Below are 24,116 nucleotides of genomic sequence, written 5' to 3'. Positions count from 1 at the left end.
GAAAAACATGTTTTCTCAGTTAAATCATCATGTTCGCCAATACATGTTGGTGACATTCAACTACTGGAATTTCACCGTCACCGATGGTGCACTGCGCATGCTGGTGGTGCTCTATTTCTACGATCTCGGTTACTCCTCACTGGCCATTGCCTCGTTGTTCCTTTTTTATGAATTTTTCGGCGTAGTGACCAACTTGGTTGGCGGCTGGTTAGGGGCTAGGCTCGGGCTCAATCGCACCATGAACATTGGACTTGCGCTGCAAATAGTCGCGTTGTTGATGCTCGCGGTGCCTTCGGCGTGGCTGACCATTCCTTGGGTTATGGCGGCGCAGGCGCTGTCTGGGATCGCCAAAGATCTCAACAAAATGAGCGCCAAAAGTGCAATTAAGACTTTTGTGCCTGAGAATGCCCAAGGGGCTTTGTATAAGTGGATTGCGATCCTGACAGGCTCGAAAAATGCGCTCAAGGGCGGCGGCTTTTTCTTGGGCGGCGCTTTGCTCTCGCTGATTGGCTTTCAATACGCAGTGCTAGCGATGGCAAGCGTATTGACGCTGGTGTTTATCGGCAGCGTGCTGAGCCTCAAAGCGGAGATGGGCAAAGCGAAAAATAAGCCAAAATTTTCCGAGATTTTCTCCAAATCCTCTAGCGTCAACATTCTCTCTGCGGCAAGGCTCTTTCTGTTTGGCGCTCGCGACGTGTGGTTTGTCATTGCCTTGCCGATTTATCTTGGCAGTGTGTTTGGTTGGGATCACAGCGCAGTCGGTGGCTTTCTTGCGTTATGGGTGATCGGCTATGGCGTCATTCAAGGCATCGCGCCGCGCATTACCGGAGTAAAAGGGGCGGGCAAAGCGCCCGATGGACACTCTGCCATTGGCTGGGCGGCGCTGCTGTCACTGGTCACCTTCGCCGTGGCTTTGGGCGTGCAAAGCAGCTGGCATCCGCAATTGGTGATTGTCGTCGGCTTGATGGTGTTTGGCGCGGTATTTGCGATTAACTCGGCGCTGCACTCTTACTTGATTGTCAGCTACGCCAAAGATGACGGTGTGTCGCTGGATGTGGGCTTTTACTACATGGCCAACGCAATGGGGCGTTTGATTGGTACGATACTCTCTGGCTGGGTGTTTCAAAGCTGGGGGATGGCGGCGTGCTTATGGGTTTCACTGGCGTCTTTAGTGCTCACCACGGTGATTTCGTTTGGCTTGCCGAAATCTCAGCAGCGCGCTGTGACGCAATAAGTGTCAAAAGGCAAACTATTGAAAGAAATAAAAAAGGTGTCGAGCGATCGACACCTTTTGATCATAAAGGACTGTGTTCAATAAAGAACGATTTAGCTTTGTTTACGGATGAGGTAGTCAAACGCGCCTAAGCTTGCTTTCGCACCTTCACCCATCGCAATGATGATCTGTTTGTAAGGGACTGTGGTTGCATCCCCCGCAGCAAACACACCATCCATGCTCGTTTCACCGCGGCTGCCGATTTCAATCTCGCCACGGGCAGAGAGTTCAACCGCGGAATCTTTCAGCCATTCGGTGTTAGGCACCAAGCCGATTTGCACAAAGATACCAGACAGCTCAAGCTGCTTAATTTCATCCGTGTGGCGGTCTTTGTATTTCAAGCCAGTCACACGAGTACCATCACCCACCACTTCGGTGGTTTGAGCCATGGTGATGATGTCGATGTTTGGCATTGAATTCGCTTTGTTAATCAGTACTTGGTCTGCGCGCAGTACGTCAGCAAATTCCAGTACGGTCACGTGTTCGACGATACCCGCCAGGTCGATTGCCGCTTCGATACCTGAGTTACCACCACCGATAACCGCGGTTTTCTTGCCTTTGAACAGTGGGCCGTCACAGTGCGGGCAGTACGCCACACCTTTGTTGCGGTATTCTTGTTCGCCAGGAACGTTCATTTCACGCCAGCGAGCCCCCGGGCTTAAGATGACACTATTACTTTTCAGTGTCGCGCCGCTTTGCAGGTTCACATGGATCTTGCCATCTGCGGTGAACTCAGCACCCATCAGCTTCTCAGCTTGCTGCTCAGTGATGATGTCCACGCCGTACTCTTTCAGGTGTTCACCCAAATTCGCCGCCAGCTTTGGACCTTCCGTGTGTTTCACCGAGATGAAGTTTTCGATCGCCATGGTGTCCATCACCTGACCACCCAAACGCTGCGCCACGATGCCGGTGCGAATGCCTTTACGTGCTGCGTAAATCGCTGCCGCTGCACCTGCAGGGCCACCACCAACAACAAGTACATCGTATGGGGCTTTTTCGCTCAGGCTTGCGGCTGCTTTTTCTGCCGCGCCGTCATCCAGCTTGTTGAGGATTTCAGTCAGCGTCATACGGCCTTGACCAAACAGTTCACCGTTAATGAACACACTTGGCACAGCCATGATGTCACGATTTTTCACTTCATCTTGGAACAGCGCGCCGTCAATCATGGTGGCGCGGATGTCCGGGTTAATAGCCGCCATCATGTTGAACGCTTGCACCACGTCAGGACAGTTTTGGCAAGAGAGAGAAATGAACACTTCGACGTCGAGCTTTTTGCCGAGTTTGGCGATTTGCTCAATCGTTTCTTGCTCCAGTTTGATAGGGTGACCGCCAGAGTGCAGCAGCGCCAGAACCAGAGAAGTAAATTCATGGCCCATCGGTACACCAGCAAAACGCAGATGTGTGCCTTTGGTTGGATTAGTCACGGTCATGACTGGTTTGCGATCGCTCGCGGCATCGTCACGTTCTACGCTAATCAGTGGGCTAAGTTCAGCGATTTCATTGGCCAGCGCCAAAATGTCTTGTGAGCCTTTGCTTTCATCTAGGCTGACCACTAAACGGACTTGTTCTTTTAAGTTGGTTAGATACTGTGAGAGTTGTTGCTTGATCGCTTGGTCTAGCATACGAAATACCTTTTTTATTAATTATGAGAGTGGTCACTCTGGATAAAAGGGGGAGAGCGGACCGGGCATTTAGGTCGTCAAGTAAAACACCCAGTTCGCTCTCGAACACATTAGTAATCCAAGATTGTCTTAATCAAAAGATTACTGGTCAGGCTTGGTTAGATTTTGCCAACGAGGTCTAGTGAAGGAGCCAGAGTCTGCTCGCCTTCTTTCCATTTCGCTGGACATACTTCGCCCGGGTGAGAAGCAACGTACTGTGCGGCTTTCACTTTACGCATCAGGTCTTCTGCGTCACGGCCGATACCTTCTGCGGTGATTTCCATTGCCTGGATAACGCCTTCTGGGTCAATCAGGAAGGTTGCACGGTCTGCCAGACCTTGGCCTTCACGCATCACACCGAAGTTGTTGGTGATGTTGCCAGTTTGGTCGCCAACCATGTAGTAGTTGATTTTGCCGATAGTGTCAGAGCTGTCGTGCCATGCTTTGTGAGTAAAGTGCGTGTCAGTCGATACTGAGTACACTTCAACGCCACGTGATTGAAGTTCTGCGTAGTGATCCGCTAGGTCGCCAAGTTCCGTTGGACATACGAAAGTGAAGTCCGCTGGATAGAAGAAAAATACTGCCCATTTGCCCAGAACGTCTTGTTCAGTGATCTCAACGAACTCACCTTGTTTGAATGCGGTTGCGCTAAATGGTTTGATTTTAGTATTAATCATGTTGCGAGTTTCCTTTAAGTTATTGGTTTGGAATGTTTTGTCTTCGGGATGTATATTCCCATCCGAACGCCGTTTTGGAAAATCGCTTGTGGCTATTCTATTGATAGGCTCTTTCTATAGGAAAAAGCCAATGGTTGTCACAGTTTGATAGGCAAAGGGCATCAATATGACCTTTGTAGGCTCGGATGCTTTAGGATAAAGCCTAACGATATGCTTTTGAGAGATAAGGAAATCAATATGCAGTTGCAAGCCGAACAGATTCCCCTAATTTGCAGTGCCTTAGCCAAGATCAGAATTGAAGCCGATTTAACCCTTTTGCCGAAATACCCCCACTTTGCGGGTAAACCCTATCCGCTTGGGCGTTGCAAAGAGATCCGCGATCTGGTCTATCAGATGCTTTTAGTGCACTTGCAGACCAAGCACGATGAGGTATTGCAGCCACTGCGTGAGGCGTTGAACAATGGCGAGAAGTTAGTGCCGGTATGGGGCTCTCTGCGGGATGAGTACTTTCAAAATGCCTTGGTGCTCGGGGAGTGGTACATTGATGTTTCCAACGATACCGTCAACCCCAACAAGCCTCGCGTCGAGATTGTGCGCCTCAGTGAGGCTGATTTTCATCCCATCCGCTCGTTTGAGAAATTTATCGAAGTAGCAGAAAAATATTGGCAGGTTGATGTGTATAAGAACACTCTCTTTCCTGCGTTAGCTCCCTTCTTTCCTTTAGTGTGTGTGAGTAAAGAGAGTGGTGCCAGTTGGCTCGCTGCCGCTAACGACGACATGATTGCCGTGGCGATGAACAGCCAGTTTTCTGCTTCCAAACAGATACTGCAACAACTGCCGACGCTGCCTCAGTCGATTGCGCAAAAATGGTTGAGCCACGCCAATGCCGAGCTTGACCCTTTGCTTACGGACGCGGGAGATAGCGAGCAAATGTGCATCGAGTATCAAGATCGCTCTCAAGACTTGCAGTTTCGAGACCAAGCCGTGCTGGCCTATCTTAAGTTGCCGAAGATGGTTTGATAGGCGTCACTTATTGCTGGGGCTTGGCTGCGCGATTCATGCGTTGACTGGCTAACGCTAACGCGACTTTGGAGGTCGGAAGGCGTCCAAGTGCTTGGCAGATTTGCCAACCGGCTTCAGCAACCGCGGGTAGATCGACGCCAGTCTCGATGCCGAGCCCTTGACAGAGGTAAAGCACATCTTCGGTCGCCACGTTGCCTGCTGCCCCTTTGGCATACGGGCAGCCGCCAAGGCCTGCCACACTGCTGTCGATGGTGGCAACGCCCATGGTGAGCGCCTGATACAAGTTTGCCAGTGCCTGTCCCCACGTATCGTGGAAATGCACTGCCAGTTGTGCCACAGAGACTTCTTTTTTTACCGCGTCTAACATGCGCGCAATGCGCAGCGGCGTGCCAGTGCCAATGGTATCGCCAAGGGAAATCTCATAGCAGCCCAGGGCGAGTAAATCCGCCGCGACGCTGGCGACCTGTTCGGGTTGGGTCGCGCCGTCATAAGGGCAGTCAGCGACGCAAGAGAGATAGCCTCGCACCGGAATATGATGCGCTTTTGCTGCCTGCATCAAAGGCTCGAAGCGTTTGAGGCTTTCAGCAATGGAACAGTTGATGTTGCGCTGGCAAAAACCTTGTGATGCGGAAGTGAAAATCGCCACTTGATCAGCGCCGCTGGCGAGTGCCTGCTCAAAGCCTTGCAGGTTGGGCGTCAGCGCCGAATAAACCACTCCTGTACGGCGTTCAATTTTGGCCAATACTTCTGCCGAGTCAGCCATTTGCGGTACCCATTTGGCCGAGACAAACGCGCCCGCTTCGATCTGCTTAAGGCCGGTGCGAGACAGTTGATCTATCAGCGCGATCTTACTCTCGGTACTGAGGCGAGCTTCATTTTGCAAGCCATCACGTGCGCCGACTTCGACAATCTTGACCGATTTTGCTAACAAACGGTTCATAGGCTACCTCACGGGGTGTCTTTCGCTGGCCAATCTTTTGGCACCCAAGCAGGCGCGCGCTTGCTGAAAAAGGCGTTAAGTCCTTCTTGGCCTTCTGGCGATACGCGGATCTGGGCTATCAAGGCGATGGTGTGTTCAATCAGTTCAGGAGTGATGGACTGGTTATCGCACTGCTGACACAAGCGTTTGGCCTGAGTCAACGCGTTTGGTCCATTGTGCAGCAAGCGATGCAACAGCTCATCCAGTACCTCGTGCAGCGCATATGGCTGCGAACCCACGACCTGATGCAGCAGCCCCAAACGCAGTGCGTTGGCCGCGTCAAGGGTTTCCGCACTCAGCATATAGCGCCTTGCTTGACGCTGGCCGATGGCACGGCATACATAAGGTCCAATGGTGGCAGGGATCAGGCCAAGCTTGACTTCGCTGAGGCAAAAGCGTGCATCTTGGGTGGCGATGGCGATATCGCAGCAGCAAATGAGCCCGAGTGCGCCGCCAAAAGCGCTGCCATGCACCAGCGCAATGGTGGGATGGGGGAAGCTATCGAGCGTTTGCATCAGTCGCGCGAGCTCGGACGCGTCTTGATAGTTGTGCTCTTTCGACTGCCCAGCCATTGAACCCATCCACAACAGATCGGCACCTGCGGAAAAATGCTGACCGTTGGCTTGCAGAACTAATACACGCACCGACGGATCAGCGCTTAAGCGTTCAAGCTCGACAAGCAAATGGGCGATCATCACCCCATCGAAAGCGTTGTGTTTCTCGACTCGGTTGAGCGTGAGGGTTGCCACGCCTTGAGCGGATACGTTACACAGCACATCGTGTTGGCGCTCGTTCATCTTTGCCTCCTTGGTCGAGATCCATGGCTCGCTTACATGCGAAAGATACCAAACTCACTTTCAGGGATGGGCGCGCGCAGCGCAGCGCTCAGCGCATGGCCCAGTACATCGCGGGTTTCGACCGGATCCAAAATGCCGTCGTCCCATAATCTTGCGCTGGCGTAGTAGGGGCTGCCTTGGGTGTCGTACAACTCGACAATCGAATCGCGAAACGCTTTGGCTTCCTCATCGGGCCAAGTTTCCTGCTGACGTGCTTTGACTTCACGCCGCACCTGCGTCAGTACCCCCGCCGCCTGTTCGCCGCCCATCACGGAAATACGCGCATTCGGCCACATCCACATCATGGTCGGATCGTAAGCTCGCCCGCACATGCCGTAGTTGCCCGCGCCGTAGGAGCCGCCAATGATCACGGTGAACTTCGGTACATCGGCACAGGCGACTGCCATTACCAGCTTGGCGCCGTGCTTGGCAATGCCTTCCGCTTCGACTTTTTTCCCCACCATAAATCCAGTGACGTTTTGCAAAAACAGCAGCGGGATCTTGCGTTTAGCACAGAGCTCAATAAAGTGCGCCCCCTTTTGCGCCGATTCGGAAAACAGAATGCCGTTGTTGGCAACAATGCCAATGCGATGGCCGTGAAGTTGGGCAAAACCGCACACCAGTGAGCTGCCATACAGCGCTTTAAACTCATCAAACGCTGAATCGTCCACCAAGCGGGCGATGATTTCGCGCACATCGAATGATAATCGCAGGTCGGCGTTAACGATACCGTACATCTCTTTGGCATCGTAACGTGGCGGCAAGACATCGTGATTCAGCGGAGAAGGAGACTGATTGGCGCTGGCAATTGCTTGACGCGCCAGCGCCAGCGCGTGCGCATCGTCCTGTGCATAGTAATCGGCCACGCCAGACTTTTTACAGTGCACATCCGCGCCGCCCAGCTCTTCATCAGTGACGACTTCACCAGTCGCGGCTTTCACCAGCGGCGGGCCAGCGAGAAAAATGGTTCCTTGCTGTTTGACGATGATCGCCACATCCGCCATCGCCGGAATGTACGCGCCGCCTGCGGTACACAGCCCCATCACCACGGCTATCTGCGGGATGCCTTTTGCCGACATGCGCGCCTGATGATAAAAAATGCGGCCAAAATGCTCGCGATCAGGAAACACTTCCGCCTGATGGGGCAGATTTGCCCCGCCAGAGTCGACCAGATAGACGCAAGGAAGCTGGCAGCGCTCGGCAATTTGCTGCGCGCGCAGGTGCTTTTTCACGGTTAAAGGATAATAAGTACCGCCTTTAACCGCCGAATCGTTGGCGATCACCATGCAATCGATGCCGTGAATTTTGCCAATCCCAGCGACAACACCTGCGCAGGGGATGGCTTCGTCGTACACTTGCCACGCGGCAAACTGGCCGATTTCGAGAAAAGTTGAGTCTGCATCGAGTAGGCGTTGTACGCGTTCGCGGACCGGAAGCTTGCCTTTTTGCCTCTGGCGTTCGATGGCTTTTTCTCCCGCGCCGAGTTTCAATGCTTCTCGGTGAGTGAGCAGCTGGTCCACCAGTTCGCTCATGCGGGCAAAGTTCGCTTGGTACAAATCCGATTCGAGTTTGGTTTTGCTTGTAATGACTGCCATTGTTTCTTGCCTCTTTAGCGCGATTCTGCAAACAGCTCACGGCCAATCAGAATACGGCGGATCTCGGAAGTTCCCGCGCCAATTTCGTAGAGCTTGGCATCGCGCAGCAAACGACCTGCCGGGAATTCGTTGATGTAGCCGTTGCCTCCGAGCAGTTGAATCGCGTCCAGTGCCATCTGCGTGGCGAGTTCGGCGGCGTACAAAATAGCGCCTGCGGAATCTTTGCGTGTCACTTCTCCGCGATCGCACGCCGCCGCCACGGTATAGACATAAGCGCGCGCCGCGTTGCAGCGGGTGTACATGTCGGCGACTTTGCCTTGGACCAACTGGAACTCGCCAATCGCCTGACCAAACTGTTTGCGATCGTGCACGTAGGGCAAAACCAGATCGAGACAGGCTTGCATAATGCCGAGCGGCCCAGCCGCGAGCACCACCCGTTCATAGTCAAGCCCGCTCATCAGCACTTCAACGCCGCGGTTGATTTTGCCCAGCACGTTCTCAGCCGGAACGCGGCAGTTTTCAAACACCAGCTCGCAGGTGTTGGAGCCGCGCATGCCGAGTTTGTCGAGCTTTTGCGCATGGTGAAAACCGGGGAAATCACGCTCGACAATAAACGCGGTGATGCCACGGGATTTGGCGCTGGGGTCAGTTTTGGCGTAGACGATGACAACGTTGGCGTCCGGGCCATTGGTGATCCACATTTTGCTGCCGTTGAGCACAAAATGGTCGCCATGGTGCTCCGCTTTCAGCTGCATGCTGACCACATCCGAGCCGGCATTGGGTTCACTCATTGCCAGCGCGCCCACCCAAGAGCCATCGAGCAATTTGGGCAGATACTTTTTGCGCTGCTCGGTTGTGCCATTACGAAACAGCTGGTTGACGCACAAATTGGAGTGCGCGCCGTAACTCAAGGCAACCGAGGCCGAGGAGCGGCTGATCTCTTCCATCGCGATCACGTGGGCGAGATAACCCATTTGCGCGCCGCCATCGCTTTCATCCACCGTGACGCCCAGTAAACCCATCTCGCCAAACAATGGCCACAGGTGATTAGGAAATTGGTTTTCCTTATCAATTTGCGCGGCGATCGGCGCGATATGCTCGCTGGCAAATGCGCTGACCTGCTCACGCAGTAGTTGTAATGTTTCACCAAGCCCAAAGTTGAGCATCTGATACTGGCTGTTCATAACACCTCCGTGTTCTCCTGTTTTGAGTGGTGCAGGAGAGGGGAACGAAAGGTAAAAATGCGTCAGCGAGCGCCTTTGAGCGCCAGTTCACAGCGCTCTTTTGCCGCCTCCAGTTCACCCATCACCACGCCGATGTCGTCAAGTTGGCGCTGCAATAGCGCCTTCTTGTCATCGATGATGTTGAGCATTTTCACCAACTGTGTTTCGCCTTGTTGAGCATCGTAAAGCTCAAACAATTCGCGAATCTCCGCCAGAGAGAAACCCAAACGTTTGCCGCGCAGGATCAATTTCAAACGAATCTTGTCCCGGCGTGAGTAAACGCGCACAGTGCCTCGGCGCTCTGGCTGTATTAATCCCATATCTTCGTAAAAGCGAATACTTCTGGTGGTAATCTCGAACTCTTTCGCGAGATCACTGATCTTAAAAGTTTCCACCTGGTCTCCTCCAACGGTTGGTTGTAGCTGTCCGACTTTCAGCGATGAGGAACGACGGTACTGTCAATCACCTGTTACAGTTCAGGTGAAAATTTATCGTTGTTGTTATTTTGTTTCTTTACGTTTACGTAAATGTTAGTGCTATGCTTACGTAAACGTCAAGAAACCACAGGGCGAAAAATCGCCGGGTTGAAATGACCAGACAGGGCATTGCCCGTCCGTCGCCGTATTCAGTTGTACCCGCATCGCTATCAATTTGTGGTCACCACTTTCGTTAAAAGAGAACGAGACATGGAAAAAGCCATATGGATAGTGTCGGCCAAACGAACCCCGCAAGGGCGGTTCCAAGGCGCACTCAAAGAGTATTCTGCTCCTCAGCTGGGCGGCTTTGCGATCAAAGCAGCACTGAGCGCCACCAGCAAAGCAATTGAAAAAGTCGATGAAGTGTTGATGGGTTGTGTGCTGCCCGCAGGCTGCGGACAAGCGCCTGCCCGTCAAGCGGCGCTTAATGCCGGGCTACCGCTTTCGGTGGGCGCAACTACGCTCAACAAAGTGTGCGGTTCTGGCATGAAAGCGGTGATGCTGGCACACGATCTGATCAAAGCGGGCAGTGCGCGATCGGTCATTGCTGGCGGAATGGAGAGCATGACCAATGCCCCGTATCTACTGAGCAATGCGCGCAGCGGCATGCGTATGGGCCATCAAACCACGTTCGATCACATGTTTTATGATGGTTTGCAAGATGCCTATGAAGGCCATCTGATGGGTGTTTATGCGCAGCAAATCGCGGACAAGCTGCAATTTACCCGTCAGCAGATGGATGAATGGGCGGCGCTCTCGGCCAAGCGTGCTTGGGAAGCGCAAGAGCAACAACTGTTTGTCGCGGAGATGACGCCGCTCGCCTTTGGCAAAAATGGCGAGCTGCTGGATTACGACGAGCATCCACGTTCAATCACACTTGAAAAAATCCCATTGCTCAAACCCGCCTTTGCCGAAGGCGGCAGTGTTACGGCCGCTAACGCCAGCGCCATTGCAGATGGCGCCGCTGCGCTGCTTTTGATGGATGAAGAGTCGGCCCGCTCACAAGGCTTAGAGCCACTCGCCATTCTTCGCGGCCACAGCACCCATGCGAGAAAACCAGCCGAATTTACTTTGGCGCCGGTTTACGCCATCGAGCAACTGCTCTCTAAACTCGATTGGTCGAGCGACGAAGTGGATTTGTGGGAGATCAACGAAGCGTTCGCCGTAGTGACGCAAATCGCCGTCAAACAACTTGGCTTGGAGATGGAAAAAGTCAACGTCAAAGGCGGAGCGTGCGCTTTAGGGCATCCGATCGGTGCCAGCGGGGCGCGTATTCTGGTCACGTTGATCCACAGTTTGCGCCAGTTGCAAGCGCTCGGCGTCGATGGTGACCGCACCCAACCCAAAGTGATGCGTGGTGTCGCTTCACTGTGCATCGGCGGCGGTGAAGCGACCGCTATCGGCATTGAGATCCCATTACCCTAAAGAGCAATCACCCACATCGTGAAACTGAATGCGCTGGACGATAAAGCCATTACTCGCGTGCAGCGCCTAACACTGACAAGGACAACGTTATGCTAAACCCGGTTCCTTTATTGATTGATGGCGAATTTCGTCAGTCGGCCACCACCGAATGGTTAGAGGTCACTAATCCTGCGACCAATGAGGTGATCGCCTCGCTGCCTTGCGCCAGCGACGAAGAGATGCAGCAAGCGGTTGCCAGTGCTGCAGAGGCTTTTCAAACTTGGAAACACGTCGCGCTGCCTGAGCGCGCTCGTCTGATGCTGCGTTATCAACATCTGCTCAAAGAACATCATGATTCGCTGGCGCAGACCCTGTCTCTAGAGACAGGCAAAACACTGGCTGACGCGAAAGGCGATGTGTGGCGCGGCATCGAAGTGGTGGAGCAGGCGGCCAATATTGCCAGCAATATGATGGGCGAAATGGTAGAAAACGTTGCGACCGACATCGACACCTACTCTATGATCCAACCGCTCGGTGTGTGTTGCGGCATTACCCCGTTTAACTTTCCGGCCATGATCCCGCTGTGGATGTTCCCGCTGGCGATTGCCGCTGGCAACACGTTTGTCCTTAAACCCTCCGAGCAAGTGCCGCTCACCGCCATGCGTTTGGCCGAGCTGTTTGCGCAGGCTGGCGCACCGAAAGGCGTTTTGCAAATCGTACACGGGCGAAAAGCGCAGGTCGATTTCCTGCTGCAACATCCAGAGATCAAAACCATCTCTTTTGTCGGTTCGGTGAAGGTGGCGCAGTACATTTATCAGCAAGGCACGCAGCATTTTAAACGGGTACAAGCGTTTGCTGGGGCGAAAAACCATATGGTGGTGATGCCAGATGCCAACAAAGATCAAGTGATTAATAACTTAGTCGGAGCTTCGGTCGGCGCGGCCGGTCAGCGCTGCATGGCGATTTCGGTCGCTGTGCTGGTGGGCGGGGCGAAAGCGTGGCTTCCTGAGCTAAAAGCGGCGATGAGCCGCGTTCAGCCCGGCGCGTGGAACGACAGCAATGCCGCTTATGGACCGCTGATCAGCCTCCAAGCGAAAGATCGGGTGCATCGCCTGATCCAAGAGGGCATCGACCAAGGTGCCGTGTGTGAGCTGGATGGGCGTCACTGCCAAGTTGCCGGTTTGCCAAATGGCAACTGGGTTGGCCCGACGCTGTTTAGCGGCGTGAATACCGAGATGAGCATTTATCGCGAAGAGATTTTCGGCCCCGTGTTGGTCTGCCTTGAAGCCGACTCGCTCGAAGAGGCGATCGAGCTTATCAACCGCAACCCTTACGGCAACGGCACTTCGATTTTCACCGCCAATGGTGCGGCGGCGCGCAAATTTCAGCATGAGATTCAGGTGGGGCAAGTGGGGATCAACGTACCAATCCCGGTGCCTTTGCCCTTCTTCTCCTTTACTGGTTGGCGAGGCAGTTTCTACGGCGATCTGCACGCTTACGGCAAACAGGCGGTGCGCTTTTTCACCGAAACCAAAACCGTCACCGCGCGTTGGTTCGATGACGACATTCCAACTGGTCCGAATCTGACCATCAACTTGAGATAACCCTTAGCCTGTCAAACTGGGAGTTCGCTATGGATTTTGAACTGAATGAAGAACAACGCGCGTTTGCCGACACGGCGAGTGAATTTGCTAAAGCACGTTTAGCCCCGATGGCGGCTAAGTGGGATGAAGAACACATCTTCCCTAAAGAGGTGCTGCGCGAGGCAGGGGAACTTGGCTTTTTGTCACTGTATACCCCTGAAGAACAGGGCGGGCTCGGTTTGAGTCGCCTTGATGCTTCGATCATTTTCGAGCAGTTGGCGATGGGGTGCACCTCGACCACTGCCTTTATGACCATCCACAACATGGTGACTTGGATGGTGGCCAGTTTTGCCAGTGATGAAGCCAAAACGCAGTTTTGCCCCAAGTTGGTCACGGGGGAATGGCTGGGCTCTTACTGTCTCACCGAACCGAATGCCGGATCGGATGCGGCATCGCTCACCACGAGCGCGCAAAAGCACGGCGATCACTATCTGTTGAGCGGGAGCAAAGCGTTTATCTCAGGCGCTGGCGACACCGATGTGTTGGTGGTGATGGCGCGCACAGGCGAAGCGGGTGCCAAAGGCATCTCTGCGTTTGTCATTCCAGCCAACGCAGAAGGGATCAGCTACGGGCGCAGAGAGCCGAAAATGGGCTGGAACAGCCAGCCGACCCGCTCAGTCACTTTTGATCAGGTCAAAGTGCCGCTCACCGCGCTGCTTGGCGAAGAAGGGCAAGGTTTTACTTTTGCGATGAAAGGGCTAGATGGTGGTCGCATCAACATCGCCACCTGTTCACTGGGTACGGCGCAGCAAGCGCTCAATCAAGCAACGCAATACCTGCAAGAGCGCAAGCAGTTTGGCAAAAATCTGGCGCAATTTCAGGGGCTGCAATTTAAGCTCGCGGACATGGCAACTGAGCTGGTTGCGGCGCGTCAACTGGTGCGCTATGCGGCAAGTAAACTTGATCGTCACGATGCAGAGGCCACGGCTTACTGCGCGATGGCGAAACGCTTTGCGACGGATGTCGGTTTTCAGGTGTGCGACGCAGCGCTGCAACTCTACGGTGGCTACGGTTACATCAAAGAGTATCCGCTGGAGCGCCATTTTCGCGATGTTCGGGTGCACCAAATTCTCGAAGGAACCAATGAAATCATGCGGTTAATTATTGCCCGTCGGCTTTTGCATGAAGGTGCGGAGCTTCTGTAAGCGATTAACCTCAACTCATTTTGCTAAGGAATTGTGATGACTTCTGATAAATATTCACCTCAATCGGCTGCACCGGATACCGCGACAGAAGCGGCGATTGGTTTTCATCTCCATCACCATGTGGCGGTGGTGACGATGAACAATCCGCCTGCCAATACTTGGACCGAACAAAGTTTGCAGCAGCTCAAAACCCTTGTGCAGTCACTCAACCTCAATAATGAAGTGTATGCCTTAGTGCTAACGGGAAAAGGGGAGAAGTTTTTCTCGGCTGGCGCGGATCTCAAGCTGTTTGCCGATGGCGATAAAGCGCGCGCGCTGAAAATGGCGCGCCTGTTTGGGCAGGCGTTTGAAACCTTGTCGGCATTTCGTGGTGTGTCGATTGCGGCCATCAACGGATACGCCATGGGCGGTGGCCTTGAAGCGGCGCTCGCCTGTGACATTCGTATTGCTGAAGAGCAAGCGGTGATGGCACTGCCTGAAGCCAAGGTGGGTCTGCTGCCCTGCGCGGGCGGCACGCAAAATCTGACCGCTTTGGTGGGCGAAGGGTGGGCCAAGCGGGTGATTTTGTGCGGCGAACAGCTCAGCGCTGCCAAAGCGCAACAGATTGGTTTAGTCGAAGAGGTGGTTGCTAAAGGTGAAGCGCTCAACTGTGCGATTGCCATGGCTGAATCGGTCGCCAATCAGTCGCCCTCTTCCGTGGCCGCGTGCAAAAAACTCATCCAGCAAACGCGTTTTGCCCCGCTGGCTCAGGGGCTGATTAAAGAGCGCGAATACTTTCTTGATCTGTTCGATACTGAAGATCAGACCGAAGGCGTGCAGGCATTTTTGCAAAAGCGTCCACCTGTATGGAAAAACCGCTGAGTTGCGCTGGGGAGTGTGTAAACCCAAGGAGGCACTATGACAGGCCAAGTTATTTTTACCGAGCGACCTTGCAGTGAAGGTGATTACAAAATCGCCATCGCAACGCTCGACAATACCGCATCGCTCAATGCCCTGACTTACCCTATGTTGGAGCAACTGAACCAACAGCTAGAACGCTGGCATGAAGACGACAGCATCGTGTGCGTGTTTCTCGAAGGCGCGGGTGAGAAAGCGTTTTGTGCAGGCGGCGATGTGCGCGCCATGTACCAAGTGATGGAAAGTGAGCCGAAGGCGTCCATTTCGCGTTTTCTCACAGACTATTTCACCTTGGAGTATCGCTGCGACTATCTGATTCACACCTACACTAAGCCGATCATCGGTTGGGGACGAGGCATTGTCATGGGGGGGGCATGGGGCTTTTCATGGGCACCAGCCACAAAGTGGTGACGCCAGAGTCGCGTTTGGCGATGCCGGAAATCAGCATCGGGCTTTACCCGGATGTCGGTGCGACATGGTTTCTCAACCGTCTTGATCCGGGCATCGGGCTGTTTCTCGGTTTGACGGGAGTGATGGTCAATGCCAGTGACGCGTTGTCTATCCACTTTGCCGATCATCTGCTGCTGGCCAAAGAGCGTGATGGCCTGCTGGAACAGTTGCAGCATGCCTCTTGGCCTACTGCCGAAGATCATTACGATGTGGTCACCGAGCTACTGGAAAATCTTGCTCAGCAGGCTGATGACCAGCGACCAGTGCAACAATTGATGCCGCATTTTGATGCAATTCAACAGGCCTGCCTACAAGACCAGCTGCAAAGCGTGGTGCAAGCTGTCATGACGTTACCTTCCAGCCCATGGCTTGATCGCGCCAAGCAGAACTTGGCAGAGGGCAGTGCCATTAGCGCGCACATTTGTCACCGACAGATGACGCGCTACAGCGAGCTGTCATTAGCCGACTGTTTCCGTTTGGAGCTTGGCGTCTCAGTGCAATGTGGCTTACTTGGTGAATTTCGGGAAGGGGTGCGAGCGAGGCTAATCGATAAAGACGGTCAGCCAAACTGGCTGTTCAACAATGTCGCCGATGTCGACAGCAGCGTGATTGACGCTTTGTTTACTTCACTGTGGCCTGAGCAGGCACACCCGTTGGTCAATTTAGGCAAACATGGCCTTTGAGCCTGTGAACAATCAACCATAAAGAGTTAGGAGGAGTCACATGAACCAAGTGGCATTTATTGGTCTTGGCAATATGGGCTCGCCGATGGCGGCGAACTTAATCAAAGCGGGTTGCATGCTGCGCGTGTTCGACCTCAATCAAGCGGCGATGGCAAAACTGGCTAAACTGGGCGCAACCGCGTGCGAGTCTATTGAGCAAGCCGTGCAGGGTGTAGACACGGTGATCACCATGTTGCCTGCTGGCGAGCACGTTCGCGCGGTTTATCTGGGTGACCATCAAGGCAATGCTGGGCTGCTCACTTTGCTTGCGCCAAAAACGCTGCTGATTGACTCCTCTACTATCGATCCCCAATCGGCAAAAACGGTGGCCGCCGAGGCGCAAAAGCAGGGGCTGGAATTTGTCGACGCGCCAGTTTCTGGCGGCGTGGCAGGCGCGCAGGCGGGGACGCTCACCTTCATCGTTGGTGGTACGCAAGCGGCGTTTGACAAGGCGCAAACCATTCTTCAGCACATGGGCAAAAACATCTTTCACGCTGGCGGTGCAGGCGATGGGCAAATGGCAAAAATCTGTAACAACCTGATGCTGGGTATTTTGATGTCTGGAACTTGTGAAGCGCTGAGTTTGGGAATAGATAACGGCCTCGATCCTAAGGTGCTGTCCAACATCATGCTGCAAAGCTCCGGGCGCAACTGGGCGTTAGAGCTCTACAATCCATGCCCCGGCGTGATGGAAAACGCGCCCGCGAGCAAGCAGTACCAACCCGGCTTTACCTGTCGCTTGATGGTGAAAGATCTTGGTTTGGGACTGGATGCCGCCTCTCAAAGTCACTCCTCCGTGCCAATGGGCGCTTTGGCGCGCAACCTATTCGCTTTTCATAATGCTGCTGGTAACAGCGAGTTGGATTTCTCCAGTCTGTTTCAGTTTTACGCCAAACAAACGCGCTGATGCGCCTCAATCAACACAGGAGAGGAAAGATGAACTTAAAAGAGAGTGTGATTGCGATAACGGGCGCAGGGCAGGGGCTTGGGCAGATGATGGCGGTGACGCTAGCGCATGCAGGGGCGGAATTGGCGCTGCTTGATCTCAATGAAGAAGGGCTGCGCCACACTCAAGAGCAGTGCCATATGCTGGGTACCAAGGCTTTGATCTACAAAATGAATGTGACCGATGAAGCCGAAGTTGAGCAAGCGTTTGACGATATTGTGCGTGATTTTGGTCAGCTAGATGGCTTAGTGAACAACGCTGGCATTTTGCGTGATGGCATGCTGGTCAAAGTGAGTGACGGGCAAGTCAGCAAAATGTCGCTTGAGCAGTTTAATTCGGTGATCAACGTCAATTTGACAGGCACTTTTCTCTGTGGTCGAGAAGCGGCGGTGAAGATGATCGAAACCGATCGCAAAGGGGTGATTATTAATATTTCCAGTGTTTCGCGCGCAGGAAATATCGGCCAAAGCAACTATTCGGCGTCAAAAGCCGCCGTTGCGACGCTGGCCACCACTTGGGCAAAAGAGTTGGCGCGCTATGGCATCCGCGCAGCGGCAATTGCGCCCGGAGTGATTCATACCGCCATGGCAGATCAAATGAAGCCGGAAGCCATCGCCCGTTTGGAAAAAATGATCCCTGTCGGACGCATGGGCGAAGCGAGCGAAATCGCGCACACGGTCAAGTTCATTTTAGAAAACGACTACATCACTGGCCGAGTGCTGGAGGTTGATGGTGGCATCCGCATGTAGCGCTCTCACTGTTGATCAGCAAAGCCTGCCGAGTTTGGGCTTTGCTGCTCTTGTTTCACGCCAGTGCACTGACTTTTTACTCCTAGGGCAACATGGACTGAATATAATTTTTCCGGTTCCATTTACTCATTAGAATTACCGCGGAGAGATGTACAGCAACGGCGATGAAAGTGAGATTGGCGAATACTTCATGCGTCTCTTCCAACCACTCTTCACCCCAAAACATATCACTACCCATTAACCAGCCGCTCACTGCCGTTGCGATGATCAATCCCCACAATAGCCAGATCATCACCGCGCCCGCAGGATTGTGACCAAGGTGGTTATCTTGCCGTTCACTCAGCACCTCTTTCAGGTGTAACACCGCTGCTGATGGGGAAGGGAGAAAACGGCTCAATCGCGCTGGTGATTGCGCCACTAGCCCCCAAAGTAGCCGGATACCGACACTGAGCAGGATTAGATATCCCGCCCACTTATGCAGATCGCTTCCCTCTTCTAAAGCAAAGAAATTGGCAAAGAAAAGCAGTGCGACCATCCAATGGGTTGCTCGCACAACCCAGTCCCATTTGAACGTGTTAGTCATCTAGCTCTTCCTTCACTTTGCTCATGTCGGTTGGATTAAAGTAGATCTCTACGCGTTTGTTCTCTTTGTTATAGCCATAAAGCTCGTAGCAACTGGTCTTGGTTTTCTTAAAGACTTTGATTTTGTAACCCATTTCTTCAACCTGAGTTTTGGCTTGCTCAAAGTTAATCCATTGAGACTCCGGCTCTTTTGTACACTGTGGATCCGCCAACGCGCTGAATGCGCTGCCGAGTGAAAGAAGTGCTGTCGTTGCCAGTAGAAGTGTTTTTTTCATGATTCAGTCCTTGTTTGGGTGTCTACAGGATGAATCGTACGGAGCAAAACTTAAGAGTTGCTTAAAATTTAAAGTATAGAAAAAGCTCTAGAGCAATAAAAAGTGTGCTGACAAAAAGCTCAGTGGTTGCTGTAAAACAGCCACGACATTGATTGGCAGCGCCCCTTGATAGGGGGGACGGAATTATGTAAAAGCATCAGAATAAATATGGCTATTTTAAATCGTATCGATCTCCATAAAATAACGTCATCCGTGCGAATTAATTTCGAATAACAACGTTATTGGTTATTGATATTAAATTTTTAATGTTATTTTGATGCAAACCTCAAAGTTTTGAAAATTATACATGCATTTTATTATTCATTTCGTTAAGTTCCGTGGCGACATTTTTTACACTGGATTGATGTAATTTAGATGTTGTTAATGTATGGCTTATCAGGAATTTCATAGGGAAAAAATGAAAATAAAAAAAATTAGGAAAGTTGGATTGCTTTTCGCTCTACCTATTATCGGTTGTCAGAGTTTAGGTGCACCAGATCAAGAATATGTATATGTAGCCAAAAAACTTTCAGATGATGTCACTGAGTATCTAAAAAGCGATGACTTTACACAGGGTAGTAATCACGAGGTTTCTTACTATTTTGATGAGTCCCAATCTCTGATTGATGTAACTATAAAAGCTCACCCAGATACGGAATTTATTCGCTCGGGAGCTGAACGTCGGGCTTTAAAAAGATTGTGTACTAGTACTGATAATTGGCAAACCTTCATAAGAGAAAGCGGAGTTGGAGTAAAGTATCATTATAAAGATGAAAGAAAGATCTCAACTATCGGGCCTTGGAATTCAGATGTCTGTAACAATCAGTTAAGCGGCCAGTAAGTTTCTTATACTTGCCAATGGTTGGAATAACGTGATGAAGTAACGGTTTATGTTGCTTTGTCTGTAAACCACTTCTGTAAGAATTCGATACATAAAACCAGCTTAGCAGGAACATGATGCCTCGCAGGGTAGAGCGCGTACAACGTTAATTGAGGCTTGCTCGACTCTGCGAGAATTTCGACCACTTCACCTTTGGTAATCGCGTCTTGCGCGACAAAATCTGGGATGAAACCAATCCCTAACCCTCTCTTGATTGACTCCATCATGAACAGTGTGCTGTTTACTTTCAGTCGACCGCTGATGCTTACACCATCTTCTATCGGCCACACGTTTTTGCTTTGAAAGTAGCTGTAGACGAAGCAGTTGTGCTCTGTCAGATCTCTAGGTATCAGAATTTTCGGATGACTGGCAAGATAACCTGGAGAAGCACACACCTTATAGCTGAATTGGGTGAGTGGTTTGCCAACATAATGGAGATCAATTGGCTGGCTTGATGCTCGAAAACCCAAATCAAAACCGTGCTCAACCAGGTCTAGCTGCTCATCACCAAGGTGAATATCGAGATCAATGTCGGGATGGGCAAGCATAAAGTCGGCAAACAAACTGGATAAATCAGTGATTCCCAATGCCATTGGAGCATTTATTTTCAGCTTTCCACGCAGGTTTTGCTGTAAGTCCTGAGCAAAATTGTCTGCGTCAGCAAGCTTTTCCAAAATCTCTTTTGCACGCTGCAAATAGCCTTCGCCAACAGGCGTTAACTGAACATTACGGGTAGAACGGTGAAGTAATCGAGCTCCGATATCGGCTTCCAAACGAGAAATTTCTTTGCTTATCATGGATTTGGATGTGCCTGTTTGCTCTGCAACTTTGGTAAAACTGCCCAAGTTGGCTAAACGGACAAAGAGTTCGATAGCGCGTAGTTTATCCATCCTAGCATTCCTTTTTGAGTATCATTGTTTTCATTTTGAGAACAGTCTATCCACATTGTATGTATATATGAAGACAAAACTCTAGGCTAGCATGAACACGTCACTCAGAACTGGCCAATGGCTAACCATCGGTGATAACCACTTTCTAGTTAAGGAGAACGTTATGTACACACTCTATTATTCCCCTGGCACGTGTGCCATCGCTACGCAGGTAATTTTGTTTGAGTTAGGACAAGAGGTAAAAATTGTCGACCGAGCGCACCTCAGCGATTTTTCAGAAATAACGCCAGTTAAAGCGGTTCCCGTTTTGGTCGATGGCGAACGCACGCTAACGGAAGGCGCGGCGATTATTCTTTATTTGTTGGCTAAGCATCAAAATTCTTTGTTGCCAACCCAAGGTTTTGAACGTCAAGAGGCGATTCAGAACCTAATGTTCGCGAATGCCACTATGCATCCCGCATACAGCCGCCTGTTTTTTATCGCTGCAAATATCGACGATGAGGTCGTTAAACAATCGACTCTGAATAAGGCGGCGGATGCGATATCGGCTTTGTGGGACTATGTGGAAAATAACTTGCAAACCAAAATGTATCTCGGTGGAGATTCCCCCAGTGCGGCGGATATTCTGCTCGCGGTGTATGCGACCTGGGGTGACTATTTTCCCGTTGATATCAGGATAGGGATTCGTTCTCGTCAAATGATTGAATCCGTGCATGTGATGCCGAGTTTTCAGCGTACGATTGAAGCGCAACGTATCGAATCAGAGCACAATGAGGACTAACGATGGCTACACCTGTTGATAATGATGATCACCAGCAAATAGTGGCAATCATCAAACATTACTTTGATGGATTGCATCGGGGAGATGTTGCCTTGCTTGGCCGTATTTTCCATTCGGACGTTTACCTTAAAGCTCCAAATAACAGGCGCAGTATTGCTCAGTGGCTCTCCGATGTAGCGGAAAGACAAAGCCCAGAAAAGCTAGGCCTTGCCTTTCGATTTGAAATTGAGTCTATCGATATTGTGAAAGATCAAGCAATGGTGAAGGTGTATTGTCCGCTTTATCGCTTTAACTATATTGATTTTTTGGGACTTCTTAAGGAAGAAGGACGCTGGTCTATTGTCAGTAAAATGTACACCGACGTGTCGGTTTAGATAAGGAGAAACTGCGATGCCTTATATTAATGTCAAAGTCACTAACGAGGGTGTGACCAAAGCGCAGAAGCAAGCAATCATCAAGGGGTGTACCCAATTGATGGTCGATATACTAAACAAGGAACCGGAAAAGACCTTCGTGGTTATTGATGAAGTCAATACAGACAACTGGGGAATTGGCTTTGAGCAGGTGACGGAGTTGAGGCGCTAGATTGTTGTATTGTTAAAAAAATAAAATCCCCCTCACGTAGAGGGGGACTGTGACACAAAGGTCTATCTTAGCAAAGATCAAATCGATCGGCGTTCATTACTTTGGTCCATGCGGCAACAAAGTCTTTGACGAATTTCTCTTTGTTGTCGTCCTGTGCGTACACTTCGGCATAAGCACGTAGGATGGAGTTAGAGCCAAACACCAGATCAACACGAGTGGCTGTCCACTTCACTTTGCCGCTCTTACGTTCAACAATCTCGTAAGAGTTGCGACCGGTAGGTTTCCAGGTGTAACTCATGTCGGTGAGGTTAACGAAGAAATCGTTGGTCAACGCACCCACGCGGTCAGTAAACACACCGTGTTGGCTGCCGCCGTAGTTGGTGCCGAGCACACGCATGCCACCAATTAGCACCGTCATTTCTGGAGCGGTGAGGCGCAGCAGTTGCGCTTTGTCGAGCAACATTTCTTCCGGTGTGACCACATAATGCTTTTTCTGCCAGTTACGGAAACCATCCGCGAGAGGCTCAAGCACTTCAAAGGACTCAACATCGGTTTGTTCGATTGTCGCATCGCCGCGTCCCGGTGCGAACGGTACGGTCACATTCACGCCCGCGGATTTGGCCGCTTGTTCGATACCTACGTTACCGGCTAGAACAATCGTATCAGCAATGCTGATGCCGAATTCAGCGGCAATTTTCTCTAATACCGCCAGCACTTTGCCAAGACGCGCAGGCTCGTTACCTTGCCAATCTTTTTGTGGAGCGAGGCGAATACGCGCTCCGTTGGCACCACCACGTTTATCGGAACCACGGAAAGTACGAGCGCTATCCCAAGCGGTGCTGACCATTTCACTGATGCTTAGACCGCTCGCCGCGATTTTTGCTTTGACCGCATTGACATCATAGTCTTTACGACCTGCTGGAACAGGGTCTTGCCAGATCAACTCTTCTGCCGGAACATCTGGGCCAAAGTAGCGCGCTTTCGGTCCCATATCGCGGTGAGTGAGCTTAAACCAAGCTCGTGCAAACACTTCTGAGAAGTAAGCGGGATCTTGGTAGAAGCGCTCTGAAATCTTGCGATATTCAGGGTCCACTTTCAGAGCCATATCGGCATCGGTCATCATTGGGTTGTAGCGAATACTTGGGTCTTCCACATCAACTGGCTTGTCTTCCTCTTTGATGTTGACAGGTTCCCATTGCCATGCGCCGGCTGGGCTCTTCGCTAGTTGCCACTCGTAAGTGAACAGTAGGTAGAAGAAACCGTTATCCCATTTGGTTGGGTGAGTGGTCCATGCACCTTCGATACCACTGGTGACGGTGTTTCGACCAACACCACGGCTGGTATGATTATTCCAACCCAAGCCTTGTTCGTGCAGTTCAGCGCCTTCAGGATCAGGGCCAAGGTTGGCAGCGTTACCATTACCGTGCGCTTTACCCACGGTATGACCGCCAGCTGTTAATGCGACTGTCTCTTCATCATTCATCGCCATGCGAGCGAAGGTGACACGCATGTCGTGCGCGGTTTTGAGTGGATCTGGGTTTCCATCTACACCTTCAGGGTTGACGTAAATAAGCCCCATCATGACAGCCGCGAGTGGATTTTCAAGATCGCGCTGGCCGGAGTAGCGGCTATTTTCACCACCTGACGGCGCCAGCCACTCTTTTTCAGAACCCCAGTAAGTGTCTTTTTCTGGATGCCAGATATCTTCGCGGCCAAAGGCAAAACCAAAGGTTTTGAGGCCCATCGATTCATAAGCCATGTTACCAGCAAGGATCATCAAATCCGCCCAGCTGATTTTGTTACCGTACTTTTGTTTGATAGGCCACAGCAAACGGCGTGCTTTGTCCAAGTTGGCGTTATCTGGCCATGAATTCAGTGGGGCAAAACGTTGATTACCGGTACCGCCTCCGCCGCGACCATCGGCAATACGGTAAGTGCCCGCAGAGTGCCATGCCATACGAATCATCAAACCGCCGTAGTGTCCCCAGTCGGCCGGCCACCATTCTTGGCTGTTGGTCATTAACGCTTTCAGATCGCGCTTTAGCGCTTCTACATCAAGCTTTTTCAGCTCTTCGCGATAGTTGAAATCAGCACCAAGTGGATTGGTTTTGCTGTCATGCTGATGAAGGATGTCTAAGTTTAGCGCTTTAGGCCACCAGTCCATATTAGAGGTGCCTGTTGACGTTGCACCGCCGTGCATCACAGGGCATTGGCCACTAGAACCTGTTTGATCGTTATGCATTATATTGCTCCTTGCCTAATTGTATGATCACTCGAAAGCAGAAAATCAGCTTGTATTCGAATGAGTTGAGATACTGTGTTGACGGTTAGAGTCTAGACATAGAATGCAGCTAAAACTAATTAGAAATACCGATACTTGTGATA

The 24,116-nt window shown here is 51.6% G+C and carries 23 protein-coding genes and 1 pseudogene; 13 read left to right on the top strand and 11 right to left on the bottom strand.

Annotation, left to right across the window (positions count from 1 at the left end):
- The first annotated feature begins 7 nt into the window (after window positions 1–7).
- Window positions 8–1,234, top strand: a complete 1,227-nt coding sequence (gene arsJ / locus EWA64_RS01350) for an organoarsenical effux MFS transporter ArsJ (RefSeq protein WP_061895447.1) — start codon at window positions 8–10, stop codon at window positions 1,232–1,234.
- Window positions 1,235–1,326: 92 nt separating this feature from the next.
- Here the strand turns inward: arsJ and ahpF are convergent, their stop codons facing one another.
- Together ahpF and ahpC are read right to left on the bottom strand one after the other, a co-directional pair.
- Window positions 1,327–2,895: an alkyl hydroperoxide reductase subunit F gene (ahpF, locus tag EWA64_RS01345; RefSeq protein WP_061895428.1), complete on the bottom strand. Its 1,569-nt coding sequence runs from the start codon at window positions 2,893–2,895 to the stop codon at window positions 1,327–1,329.
- A 158-nt stretch (window positions 2,896–3,053) separates the two neighbouring features.
- Entirely contained in the window at window positions 3,054–3,611 is a 558-nt protein-coding gene (gene ahpC / locus EWA64_RS01340; protein WP_061895427.1) for an alkyl hydroperoxide reductase subunit C, read from the bottom strand.
- Window positions 3,612–3,848: 237 nt separating this feature from the next.
- On the opposite strand from ahpC, the gene EWA64_RS01335 reads away from it, so the two are divergent.
- Complete coding sequence (locus EWA64_RS01335; protein WP_061895426.1) at window positions 3,849–4,631, top strand: hypothetical protein; 783 nt, start codon at window positions 3,849–3,851, stop codon at window positions 4,629–4,631.
- A gap of 10 nt (window positions 4,632–4,641) precedes the next feature.
- On the opposite strand, the gene EWA64_RS01330 is transcribed toward EWA64_RS01335, so the two are convergent.
- The 5 genes from EWA64_RS01330 to EWA64_RS01310 all read right to left on the bottom strand — a co-directional run bounded on the left by EWA64_RS01330 (window position 4,642) and on the right by EWA64_RS01310 (window position 9,662).
- Window positions 4,642–5,574 (bottom strand): hydroxymethylglutaryl-CoA lyase, encoded by a 933-nt coding sequence (locus EWA64_RS01330; RefSeq protein ID WP_061895425.1) that lies wholly within the window; start codon window positions 5,572–5,574, stop codon window positions 4,642–4,644.
- 8 nt (window positions 5,575–5,582) lie between these two features.
- Window positions 5,583–6,410 (bottom strand): enoyl-CoA hydratase-related protein, encoded by an 828-nt coding sequence (locus EWA64_RS01325; RefSeq protein ID WP_061895424.1) that lies wholly within the window; start codon window positions 6,408–6,410, stop codon window positions 5,583–5,585.
- Between the two features lie 32 nt (window positions 6,411–6,442).
- Window positions 6,443–8,044 carry a carboxyl transferase domain-containing protein gene (locus tag EWA64_RS01320; protein ID WP_061895423.1) on the bottom strand — a complete coding sequence of 534 codons (1,602 nt, stop codon included), beginning with the start codon at window positions 8,042–8,044 and terminating at the stop codon, window positions 6,443–6,445.
- A gap of 14 nt (window positions 8,045–8,058) precedes the next feature.
- On the bottom strand, window positions 8,059–9,228 hold the full coding sequence (locus EWA64_RS01315) for an isovaleryl-CoA dehydrogenase (RefSeq protein ID WP_061895422.1): 1,170 nt from the start codon (window positions 9,226–9,228) through the stop codon (window positions 8,059–8,061).
- Window positions 9,229–9,290: 62 nt separating this feature from the next.
- Window positions 9,291–9,662, bottom strand: coding sequence for a MerR family transcriptional regulator (locus EWA64_RS01310; protein WP_061895421.1), 372 nt, complete (start codon window positions 9,660–9,662; stop codon window positions 9,291–9,293).
- A 291-nt stretch (window positions 9,663–9,953) separates the two neighbouring features.
- On the opposite strand from EWA64_RS01310, the gene EWA64_RS01305 reads away from it, so the two are divergent.
- The 7 genes and pseudogenes from EWA64_RS01305 to EWA64_RS01275 all read left to right on the top strand — a co-directional run bounded on the left by EWA64_RS01305 (window position 9,954) and on the right by EWA64_RS01275 (window position 17,699).
- Window positions 9,954–11,168 carry a thiolase family protein gene (locus EWA64_RS01305; RefSeq protein WP_061895420.1) on the top strand — a complete coding sequence of 405 codons (1,215 nt, stop codon included), beginning with the start codon at window positions 9,954–9,956 and terminating at the stop codon, window positions 11,166–11,168.
- Between the two features lie 89 nt (window positions 11,169–11,257).
- Window positions 11,258–12,751, top strand: a complete 1,494-nt coding sequence (locus EWA64_RS01300) for a CoA-acylating methylmalonate-semialdehyde dehydrogenase (RefSeq protein ID WP_061895419.1) — start codon at window positions 11,258–11,260, stop codon at window positions 12,749–12,751.
- 29 nt (window positions 12,752–12,780) lie between these two features.
- Entirely contained in the window at window positions 12,781–13,935 is a 1,155-nt protein-coding gene (locus EWA64_RS01295; RefSeq protein WP_039442549.1) for an acyl-CoA dehydrogenase family protein, read from the top strand.
- Between the two features lie 36 nt (window positions 13,936–13,971).
- Complete coding sequence (locus EWA64_RS01290; protein ID WP_061895418.1) at window positions 13,972–14,796, top strand: enoyl-CoA hydratase; 825 nt, start codon at window positions 13,972–13,974, stop codon at window positions 14,794–14,796.
- A gap of 144 nt (window positions 14,797–14,940) precedes the next feature.
- A pseudogene (locus tag EWA64_RS01285) lies at window positions 14,941–15,965 on the top strand (enoyl-CoA hydratase/isomerase family protein).
- Window positions 15,966–16,005: 40 nt separating this feature from the next.
- On the top strand, window positions 16,006–16,911 hold the full coding sequence (mmsB, locus tag EWA64_RS01280; RefSeq protein WP_061895416.1) for a 3-hydroxyisobutyrate dehydrogenase: 906 nt from the start codon (window positions 16,006–16,008) through the stop codon (window positions 16,909–16,911).
- A gap of 29 nt (window positions 16,912–16,940) precedes the next feature.
- Window positions 16,941–17,699, top strand: coding sequence for an SDR family oxidoreductase (locus tag EWA64_RS01275; protein ID WP_039427217.1), 759 nt, complete (start codon window positions 16,941–16,943; stop codon window positions 17,697–17,699).
- Between the two features lie 82 nt (window positions 17,700–17,781).
- Here the strand turns inward: EWA64_RS01275 and EWA64_RS01270 are convergent, their stop codons facing one another.
- Both EWA64_RS01270 and EWA64_RS01265 read right to left on the bottom strand, forming a co-directional pair.
- The gene (locus tag EWA64_RS01270; RefSeq protein WP_061895415.1) at window positions 17,782–18,282 is read right to left on the bottom strand and encodes a cytochrome b/b6 domain-containing protein; all 501 of its coding nucleotides are present in this window, start codon (window positions 18,280–18,282) and stop codon (window positions 17,782–17,784) included.
- Window positions 18,275–18,556 (bottom strand): PepSY domain-containing protein, encoded by a 282-nt coding sequence (locus EWA64_RS01265; RefSeq protein ID WP_061895414.1) that lies wholly within the window; start codon window positions 18,554–18,556, stop codon window positions 18,275–18,277. The genes EWA64_RS01270 and EWA64_RS01265 overlap by 8 nt, the downstream gene beginning before the upstream one ends.
- Before the next feature lie 427 nt (window positions 18,557–18,983).
- Between EWA64_RS01265 and EWA64_RS01260 the strand changes: the two genes are divergently transcribed.
- Window positions 18,984–19,436 (top strand): hypothetical protein, encoded by a 453-nt coding sequence (locus EWA64_RS01260; protein ID WP_061895413.1) that lies wholly within the window; start codon window positions 18,984–18,986, stop codon window positions 19,434–19,436.
- A 47-nt stretch (window positions 19,437–19,483) separates the two neighbouring features.
- On the opposite strand, the gene EWA64_RS01255 is transcribed toward EWA64_RS01260, so the two are convergent.
- The gene (locus EWA64_RS01255) at window positions 19,484–20,365 is read right to left on the bottom strand and encodes a LysR family transcriptional regulator (RefSeq protein WP_061895412.1); all 882 of its coding nucleotides are present in this window, start codon (window positions 20,363–20,365) and stop codon (window positions 19,484–19,486) included.
- Window positions 20,366–20,528: 163 nt separating this feature from the next.
- Between EWA64_RS01255 and EWA64_RS01250 the strand changes: the two genes are divergently transcribed.
- Genes EWA64_RS01250 through EWA64_RS01240 form a run of 3 tightly spaced genes read left to right on the top strand, consistent with a single transcriptional unit; the run spans window position 20,529 to window position 21,731 of the window.
- Window positions 20,529–21,146: a glutathione S-transferase family protein gene (locus tag EWA64_RS01250; protein ID WP_061895411.1), complete on the top strand. Its 618-nt coding sequence runs from the start codon at window positions 20,529–20,531 to the stop codon at window positions 21,144–21,146.
- 2 nt (window positions 21,147–21,148) lie between these two features.
- Complete coding sequence (locus EWA64_RS01245) at window positions 21,149–21,520, top strand: nuclear transport factor 2 family protein (RefSeq protein WP_061895410.1); 372 nt, start codon at window positions 21,149–21,151, stop codon at window positions 21,518–21,520.
- A gap of 16 nt (window positions 21,521–21,536) precedes the next feature.
- The gene (locus EWA64_RS01240) at window positions 21,537–21,731 is read left to right on the top strand and encodes a tautomerase family protein (RefSeq protein WP_061895409.1); all 195 of its coding nucleotides are present in this window, start codon (window positions 21,537–21,539) and stop codon (window positions 21,729–21,731) included.
- A gap of 67 nt (window positions 21,732–21,798) precedes the next feature.
- Here EWA64_RS01240 and katG read toward each other — a convergent pair whose 3' ends face one another.
- On the bottom strand, window positions 21,799–23,973 hold the full coding sequence (gene katG / locus EWA64_RS01235; RefSeq protein WP_061895408.1) for a catalase/peroxidase HPI: 2,175 nt from the start codon (window positions 23,971–23,973) through the stop codon (window positions 21,799–21,801).
- Between the last annotated feature and the right edge of the window lie 143 nt (window positions 23,974–24,116).

Origin of the sequence: Vibrio cidicii (genome assembly GCF_009665415.1) — a bacterium.
GTDB lineage: Bacteria > Pseudomonadota > Gammaproteobacteria > Enterobacterales > Vibrionaceae > Vibrio > Vibrio cidicii.
Note: the sequence above shows the minus strand (reverse complement) of the source record. Positions and strands in the feature narration are given on the sequence as shown.

Coding starts and splice junctions, on each gene's coding strand:
- EWA64_RS01320 (WP_061895423.1), bottom strand. CDS start 8,044: ATGGCAGTCATTACAAGCAAAACCAAACTCGAATCGGATTTGTACCAA.
- EWA64_RS01295 (WP_039442549.1), top strand. CDS start 12,781: ATGGATTTTGAACTGAATGAAGAACAACGCGCGTTTGCCGACACGGCG.
- EWA64_RS01255 (WP_061895412.1), bottom strand. CDS start 20,365: ATGGATAAACTACGCGCTATCGAACTCTTTGTCCGTTTAGCCAACTTG.
- EWA64_RS01245 (WP_061895410.1), top strand. CDS start 21,149: ATGGCTACACCTGTTGATAATGATGATCACCAGCAAATAGTGGCAATC.
- EWA64_RS01290 (WP_061895418.1), top strand. CDS start 13,972: ATGACTTCTGATAAATATTCACCTCAATCGGCTGCACCGGATACCGCG.
- EWA64_RS01315 (WP_061895422.1), bottom strand. CDS start 9,228: ATGAACAGCCAGTATCAGATGCTCAACTTTGGGCTTGGTGAAACATTA.
- EWA64_RS01305 (WP_061895420.1), top strand. CDS start 9,954: ATGGAAAAAGCCATATGGATAGTGTCGGCCAAACGAACCCCGCAAGGG.
- EWA64_RS01300 (WP_061895419.1), top strand. CDS start 11,258: ATGCTAAACCCGGTTCCTTTATTGATTGATGGCGAATTTCGTCAGTCG.
- ahpF (WP_061895428.1), bottom strand. CDS start 2,895: ATGCTAGACCAAGCGATCAAGCAACAACTCTCACAGTATCTAACCAAC.
- katG (WP_061895408.1), bottom strand. CDS start 23,973: ATGCATAACGATCAAACAGGTTCTAGTGGCCAATGCCCTGTGATGCAC.
- EWA64_RS01240 (WP_061895409.1), top strand. CDS start 21,537: ATGCCTTATATTAATGTCAAAGTCACTAACGAGGGTGTGACCAAAGCG.
- EWA64_RS01265 (WP_061895414.1), bottom strand. CDS start 18,556: ATGAAAAAAACACTTCTACTGGCAACGACAGCACTTCTTTCACTCGGC.
- EWA64_RS01325 (WP_061895424.1), bottom strand. CDS start 6,410: ATGAACGAGCGCCAACACGATGTGCTGTGTAACGTATCCGCTCAAGGC.
- EWA64_RS01260 (WP_061895413.1), top strand. CDS start 18,984: ATGGCTTATCAGGAATTTCATAGGGAAAAAATGAAAATAAAAAAAATT.
- EWA64_RS01275 (WP_039427217.1), top strand. CDS start 16,941: ATGAACTTAAAAGAGAGTGTGATTGCGATAACGGGCGCAGGGCAGGGG.
- ahpC (WP_061895427.1), bottom strand. CDS start 3,611: ATGATTAATACTAAAATCAAACCATTTAGCGCAACCGCATTCAAACAA.
- EWA64_RS01335 (WP_061895426.1), top strand. CDS start 3,849: ATGCAGTTGCAAGCCGAACAGATTCCCCTAATTTGCAGTGCCTTAGCC.
- EWA64_RS01270 (WP_061895415.1), bottom strand. CDS start 18,282: ATGACTAACACGTTCAAATGGGACTGGGTTGTGCGAGCAACCCATTGG.
- EWA64_RS01250 (WP_061895411.1), top strand. CDS start 20,529: ATGTACACACTCTATTATTCCCCTGGCACGTGTGCCATCGCTACGCAG.
- EWA64_RS01330 (WP_061895425.1), bottom strand. CDS start 5,574: ATGAACCGTTTGTTAGCAAAATCGGTCAAGATTGTCGAAGTCGGCGCA.
- mmsB (WP_061895416.1), top strand. CDS start 16,006: ATGAACCAAGTGGCATTTATTGGTCTTGGCAATATGGGCTCGCCGATG.
- arsJ (WP_061895447.1), top strand. CDS start 8: ATGTTTTCTCAGTTAAATCATCATGTTCGCCAATACATGTTGGTGACA.